General features: G+C 50.0%; 7 protein-coding genes. All 7 read right to left on the bottom strand.

Features of this window, described 5'->3' with window-relative positions:
* Window positions 1-168 precede the first annotated feature (168 nt).
* The 7 genes from pdxJ to lepA are packed head-to-tail and all read right to left on the bottom strand — an operon-like array spanning window position 169 to window position 6,233.
* A complete protein-coding gene (gene pdxJ / locus B3729_RS03635) occupies window positions 169-918 on the bottom strand; it encodes a pyridoxine 5'-phosphate synthase (RefSeq protein WP_010797643.1) in 750 nt (249 codons plus the stop codon).
* 12 nt (window positions 919-930) lie between these two features.
* Window positions 931-1,605, bottom strand: a complete 675-nt coding sequence (gene recO, locus B3729_RS03630) for a DNA repair protein RecO (protein ID WP_286787072.1) — start codon at window positions 1,603-1,605, stop codon at window positions 931-933.
* Window positions 1,605-2,504 carry a GTPase Era gene (gene era, locus B3729_RS03625; RefSeq protein WP_037030114.1) on the bottom strand — a complete coding sequence of 300 codons (900 nt, stop codon included), beginning with the start codon at window positions 2,502-2,504 and terminating at the stop codon, window positions 1,605-1,607. The genes recO and era overlap by 1 nt, the downstream gene beginning before the upstream one ends.
* Window positions 2,497-3,186 (bottom strand): ribonuclease III, encoded by a 690-nt coding sequence (gene rnc, locus B3729_RS03620; protein WP_010797640.1) that lies wholly within the window; start codon window positions 3,184-3,186, stop codon window positions 2,497-2,499. Before rnc ends, era begins: the two co-directional genes overlap by 8 nt.
* Window positions 3,183-3,560 carry a DUF4845 domain-containing protein gene (locus B3729_RS03615; RefSeq protein ID WP_010797639.1) on the bottom strand — a complete coding sequence of 126 codons (378 nt, stop codon included), beginning with the start codon at window positions 3,558-3,560 and terminating at the stop codon, window positions 3,183-3,185. Before B3729_RS03615 ends, rnc begins: the two co-directional genes overlap by 4 nt.
* Window positions 3,561-3,574: 14 nt before the next feature.
* Complete coding sequence (lepB, locus tag B3729_RS03610; protein WP_286787071.1) at window positions 3,575-4,429, bottom strand: signal peptidase I; 855 nt, start codon at window positions 4,427-4,429, stop codon at window positions 3,575-3,577.
* A 4-nt stretch (window positions 4,430-4,433) separates the two neighbouring features.
* Window positions 4,434-6,233 carry a translation elongation factor 4 gene (lepA, locus tag B3729_RS03605; protein WP_010797637.1) on the bottom strand — a complete coding sequence of 600 codons (1,800 nt, stop codon included), beginning with the start codon at window positions 6,231-6,233 and terminating at the stop codon, window positions 4,434-4,436.
* Window positions 6,234-6,332: the final 99 nt, after the last annotated feature.

The raw sequence follows: 6,332 nt of genomic DNA, 5'->3' as shown, positions 1-6,332 counted from the left end.
GCGTATTCTACACAAGCCCAGAGGCTTGTCAACTACTGCTTACCTCTTTCCACTTCTGCCAGACCGGAGGCCTGACCTTGACTAAACAGCTAAGCCATTGATATACAAGGCTTCTTACTGTTCTGTTGCAGCGGAAGTGGGCGCATTATAGGCCCCTCCGCTCACAGGTCAAGCTTTATTTTTGAGCCAAGCCGAATACATTAACGCTTTCATTTCTACTACTGCTTGCTTAAAGCCAACGAACACAGCATGGGCCACAATGGCGTGACCTATATTCAACTCATTAATACCTGGGATTGACGCTATTGGCTCTACGTTATGGTAATGAAGGCCATGACCTGCATTCACTATTAACCCGCTAGACAAACCTGCCTCAACACCGTCTTTAATACGCTCAAGTTCGAGGGTTTGACTTTTTTCGCTCGCTGCATCCGCGTACTTTCCTGTATGAAGTTCAATGGCAGGAGCGCCAGCTCTCGCGGCGGCCTCTATTTGCTGCTGATCGGGATCGATAAAAAGTGATACCTGACAACCTGCCGACGCAAGCCTAGCGATAGCTTCCCTTATCCGATGTTCTTGCCCTAGAACATCCAAGCCACCCTCTGTCGTCAATTCTTCTCTTTTTTCAGGTACAAGGCAGACATGCTCCGGCCTGACATCGCAGGCTAAATCCAGCATCGCCGGAGTCATTGCGATCTCAAGGTTCATGCGCGTCTGAAGGGCTGCCTTGAAGAGGCGAACGTCTCGCTCCTGAATATGCCTACGGTCTTCACGTAAATGCAGTGTAATTCCATCTGCACCAGCCTCCTCTGCATCAAGCGCTGCCTTAAGAGGATCGGGATAACGTGTACCGCGCGCCTGGCGCAAAGTTGCCACATGATCAATGTTGACGCCTAATAAAAGTCGGCTAGCAAACATCGCATTCAACTCTCACTTAAGAAACAATTCACGGCTAATAAGCGGCTTGCCACTAAGCAGCGGAGCATAAGCCTGGCGCATGAGTCGTTTAGCTGATTTAAGGACACCTGCATCATTCCAGTCAGCGCCAGACAAGGCCAGCAGCTCACTACCTTGGAATGCACCAGGCTGATACACAGGTATACATTCAAGGCCTTCATCTGGAACAAAACGATAGATATTTTTGGGATCTATAGCGTTGCCGCGACTATCCACTTCTAATGAAAAGCCGTAACCCAACTCATCGAGAAACGTCCACTCGAAGTTCCTTAGCGGAGGTTCCACGTCTGCATGATTACTCAATGCACGCAAGGTATTTGCATATTGATGGAAGATCGCCGGGTGCGGCTCTTCTGGCAAAAGAAGACGTACGATGAGCTCATTGAGATAAAGGCCACTAAACAGAGCATCTCCGCTCAGAAGAAAGGGAGGAGCCAAAGGCTCCATACGGTGAACTGTCTTTAATTCAGTACGTCCCCGGAACTGCCCTTCAAATAGCTGAAACAGCCGAACAACACTGCCAGATTTTCCACGAGCGCCTCGATAGACTGCTCGAAACCTCCCACGCAATGAAAAAAAGTCTACGAGCGTGCTACTTTCCCTGAAGGGCCGAGCATGAAGAACGAAGGCTTTCTCAGGTTCTTGCATTAAAGATCTGCGTATCCCAAAGAGCGGAGTGCGCGCTCATCGTCTGACCAGCCGCTTTTTACCTTCACCCAAAGGTTCAACATGACCTTCGAATCGAAGAGGGCCTCCATATCTTTCCGAGCATCCTGACCAATCCGCTTGATTCGCTCACCTGCATTTCCGATGAGTATCTTTTTCTGTCCATCACGCTCTACCAGAATCAGCGCATGGATGTGCAACACATTCCCTTGCTGTTTAAACTCCTCAATTTCAACCGTGACCTGATAGGGAAGTTCAGCACCCAGCTGACGCATAATTTTTTCACGTACGAGCTCTGCAGCCAGAAAACGACTACTACGATCAGTAAGCTGATCCTCAGGAAAGAAGTGGTCTCCCTCAGGCAGCCGATCCGCTACAAGCTTCTCGAGGGAATCCAGGTTCACACCATTTTGCGCAGAGATAGGGATAACCTCTGCTTCAGGCAACTGCTCGGATAGCCACTTCAACTGAGGTAGAAGCTCTGCTTTATCTTCCATGCGGTCCGTTTTGTTAACCGCCACAATCACCGGACATTTGACATGGCGGACTCGTTCTAGAACGAACGCATCCTCTTCAGTCCAGCGCATGCGATCCACCACAAAGATAACTACATCTACATCTTTGAGGGCTGCGGATGCGGTCTTATTCATATAGCGATTGAGAGCTTTTTGATTCTCTTTGTGGATACCAGGCGTATCGACATAAACAGCCTGAACATCCCCTTCTGTCTTAATACCCAACAACGTATGACGTGTCGTTTGGGGCTTTCGAGAGGTGATAGCAAGCTTCTGCCCTAAGATATGATTCAGCAGAGTAGATTTGCCCACGTTAGGACGCCCAACGATAGCTACGTATCCACAACGGGATACCGGGTCAGTCATGGCCATTCTCTACTCCTAAAGCAATCAACGCGGCTGTTGCAGCCATTTGTTCTGCGATGCGGCGACTGGGCCCTTGGCCACTGGTTTTTTCGCTTAGCATCGATATGTCGCACTCGACGAAAAAGACGCGACAATGTGGCTCGCCTTCGATCGCGACCACTTCATACTTTGGCAACTCACATCCCCGCGCCTGCAGATGCTCCTGAAGGCGTGTTTTGGGATCCTTGTTCGTATCGACTGGCGTAAGCTCACGAAGTTGCGGCCCTAGCCAAGCCATGATCCGATCTCTGGCCGCTTCCATCCCGGCATCCAGATAGATAGCGCCAATCAGAGCCTCCATCGCATCTGCCAGAATAGACTCGCGGCGAAAGCCGCCACTTTTCAACTCGCCCGAGCCTAGCCGGAGATAGTCTCCAATCTCAAAACTACGGGCCAGGACAGCTAAGGTCTCTCCCTTTACCAATCTTGCGCGCAGGCGAGAAAGCTGGCCTTCACGGGCTTGAGGGAAATGTTGATAGAGCGCTTCGCCAATCACAAAGTTAAGAATAGCGTCTCCTAGAAACTCAAGACGCTCATTATTCTTACTGGCAAAACTGCGATGAGTGAGAGCCAGGACCATTTGGCCCTGGTCTTTGAAGGTGTAACCGAGCCGGCGCTCGAGACGATCTAAGGGTGGGTTCACGGGATACTTATACGGAAGTCGCGTTCAAAATGAACCACTAAATCAATATTACGGATTAGAGGTTCACGCTTTTCATAATCCAGATGGATAAGGAATCTATTGTCCTCAGTCTTCACCTGCATGGCTTTATCAAGGTCAATATCATTAATGCTATTAACCTGCATGCCCTTGCTTACATACGAATACACATCGGGCACGCTATGAATATTCATCGCTTTCTCACTTTCTATAGAGGTGATGACTTTGGTCATCGCCTGATAATCCAGATAATGAGGAATAAGCTTAAAGGCTGTGCTTGCCAAGAAAGCAATAATGCACAGCATTAGCAGCCAGCCTATGAAGGAAAGTCCCTTTTGCCTGTGCGACATAGACATGACGCATTTCCTATTTAATGAATGATCCCTACACGGGAAAAGTTAGGTAAATTTTTGACCTTTGGGTCAGGCCAGCTCATCCAGACAGCGAAGGCTTTGCCAACAATATTTTTATCGGGAACCATGCCAAGCAATTCGTGTGGAATACCAGGGTCGCTCCAGTAACGACTGTCATTGGAGTTATCCCGGTTGTCCCCCATCATGAAATAATGACCAGCCGGTATAACCCATTGACTATCCGCCGGCAGGTTATAACGAGTCATCTCCTCACGAATGACATGCTCTACTTCGCCTAATTTCTCTTTGTATAGCTTTGCACTACCCAAAGAGCCAGGCTCCTCTCCGATCAGTTGCCTTGAGACCAATTGACCGTTCACAAAAAGCTGCTTCTCTGGAGTATAGCGAATGGTGTCGCCAGGCAAGCCTACAACACGCTTGATGTAATTAACGGAGGGGTCGCTGGGATAGCGAAATACCATGACATCACCGCGCTGCGGGTCTCCAACCGGGATGATCTTAGTATCGATAACCGGCAAACGGATTCCATAGGCGAACTTGTTTACCAAGATGAAATCGCCCACTTCCAATGTGGGCTTCATTGAGCCCGAAGGAATCTGGAAAGGCTCCACCAGAAACGACCGCAGAACCAAAACGATGGCGAGTACAGGAAAGAATGACTTCCCATACTCGACCAAGAGTGGCTCCTTCCTCAAATTATCCAAAGCAACTGGATCGGGCTCGGTAACCTGCCCTTCGTATGTCGCAATTCTTGTACGCCGGCGTGGCGCCAGAAAGACCAAGTCAAACAGTGCCAAACCGCCACACACTGCGACAGCGATAACCAAAAGCAAAGGAAAATTGAATGACATATTCTCAGCTATCCACTTTGAGTACAGCCAGGAAGGCTTCTTGTGGAATTTCCACACTACCAACCTGCTTCATCCGCTTCTTACCCGCTTTCTGCTTCTCCAGCAGCTTACGCTTACGGGATACGTCTCCACCGTAACACTTGGCCAATACGTTCTTACGTAATGCCTTTACGGTTGTCCGCGCTACGATCTGTCCACCAATAGCTGCCTGGATCGCCACATCAAACATCTGACGTGGAATCAGCTCCTTCATTTTCTCTGTCAGAGCTCGACCTTTGTGGTGAGCCTTGTCTCGGTGAACGATCAATGCCAGCGCATCGACTTTCTCACCATTAATAAGGACATCAAGCTTGACCAGATTAGAAGCCTCGAAGCGATCAAAACTGTAATCCAGCGAAGCATACCCACGACTAACGGACTTGAGTCGATCGAAAAAGTCCAGAACAACTTCATTCATAGGCAGATCATAACTAACCTGAACCTGGCTGCTGAGGAACTGCATGTCCCGCTGCACACCACGCTTCTCAATACACAGGGTTATGACGTTGCCCAAGTGCTCTTGAGGCACAAGAATATTGGCCCGCACGATCGGTTCGCGCATTTCTGCAATCGACGCAAGATCAGGCAGCTTTGAGGGGTTGTCTACGTATACGATTTCGCCATTCTTATGCACGACTTCAAACACTACAGTCGGTGCAGTCGTGATCAGATCCAGATCGTATTCGCGCTCCAAACGCTCCTGGATAATCTCCATATGGAGCATACCGAGGAAACCGCAGCGAAAGCCAAAGCCCAGTGCCTCTGAGCTTTCAGGCTCGTACTGCAAAGACGCATCGTTCAAGGTCAGCTTCTGCAGCGCTTCGCGGAAGTCTTCAAAATCATCCGAGCTGACCGGAAAGAGGCCTGCATAGACCTGAGGTTTGACCTTTTGGAAGCCCGGCAGCATAGCTACGTCTGGCGTGCTGGAAAGCGTCAGCGTATCACCTACCGGCGCCCCCAGGATCTCCTTGATACCAGCGATAATGAAGCCTACCTCACCGGCCTTGAGATCCTGCATTTCGGTATGCTTAGGCGTAAAGACGCCAACACTATCCACCTGATGTACTTTGCCGGTGGACTTCACCAGAATCTTGTCGCCTTTTTTCACACGTCCATGCTTGACGCGTACCAAGGACACAACACCTAGATAATTGTCGAACCAGGAATCAATGATCAATGCTTGTAGAGGCGCCTCGATATTGCCTTCAGGAGCAGGGATTACCTTGACCAGTCGCTCCAGGACATCGACAACACCCATGCCACTCTTGGCTGAGCAGGGAACCGCGTCAGTGGCATCGATACCAATGATGTGCTCAATCTCTGCCTTAACGCGCTCTGGCTCGGACTGGGGCAGGTCCATCTTGTTGAGCACAGGCATGACTTCAAGACCTTGCTCAATCGCTGTATAGCAGTTGGCTACGGACTGAGCCTCAACGCCCTGAGCAGCATCAACAACGAGCAAAGCGCCCTCACAGGCAGCCAGAGAGCGGCTTACTTCATAGGTGAAGTCAACATGCCCAGGGGTATCGATAAAGTTGAGCTGGTACGTTTTACCATCCTGCGCCTTGTAGTGCAGCGTCACACTGTGGGCTTTAATGGTAATTCCGCGCTCGCGCTCGAGGTCCATGGAGTCCAGCACCTGGGCTTCCATTTCGCGGTCGGACAGGCCGCCACACATTTGAATAAAGCGGTCGGCTAGCGTCGACTTGCCATGGTCAATGTGGGCAATGATGGAAAAGTTACGGATATGACTTAGGTCACTCACGGATCAACACTCGAAAGGCCAGCAGCGGAATGCCCGCTGGAAAAAATAGCCTGGGAGTTTACCCGATACTATGGAAACCCGTCACGCACGGACTTACAT

Origin of the sequence: Pseudomonas sp. UBA3149, assembly GCF_002364655.1 — a bacterium.
Taxonomy (GTDB): domain Bacteria; phylum Pseudomonadota; class Gammaproteobacteria; order Pseudomonadales; family Pseudomonadaceae; genus Chryseomonas; species Chryseomonas luteola.
The sequence above is the reverse complement of the archived record's forward strand: the minus strand, read 5'-3'. Positions and strand labels throughout refer to the sequence as shown.

Excerpts from the sequence above, each read along its gene's own strand:
- era (WP_037030114.1), bottom strand. The coding sequence starts at position 2,504 with ATGACTGACCCGGTATCCCGTTGTGGATACGTAGCTATCGTTGGGCGT.
- recO (WP_286787072.1), bottom strand. The coding sequence starts at position 1,605 with ATGCAAGAACCTGAGAAAGCCTTCGTTCTTCATGCTCGGCCCTTCAGG.
- B3729_RS03615 (WP_010797639.1), bottom strand. The coding sequence starts at position 3,560 with ATGTCTATGTCGCACAGGCAAAAGGGACTTTCCTTCATAGGCTGGCTG.
- lepB (WP_286787071.1), bottom strand. The coding sequence starts at position 4,429 with ATGTCATTCAATTTTCCTTTGCTTTTGGTTATCGCTGTCGCAGTGTGT.
- pdxJ (WP_010797643.1), bottom strand. The coding sequence starts at position 918 with ATGTTTGCTAGCCGACTTTTATTAGGCGTCAACATTGATCATGTGGCA.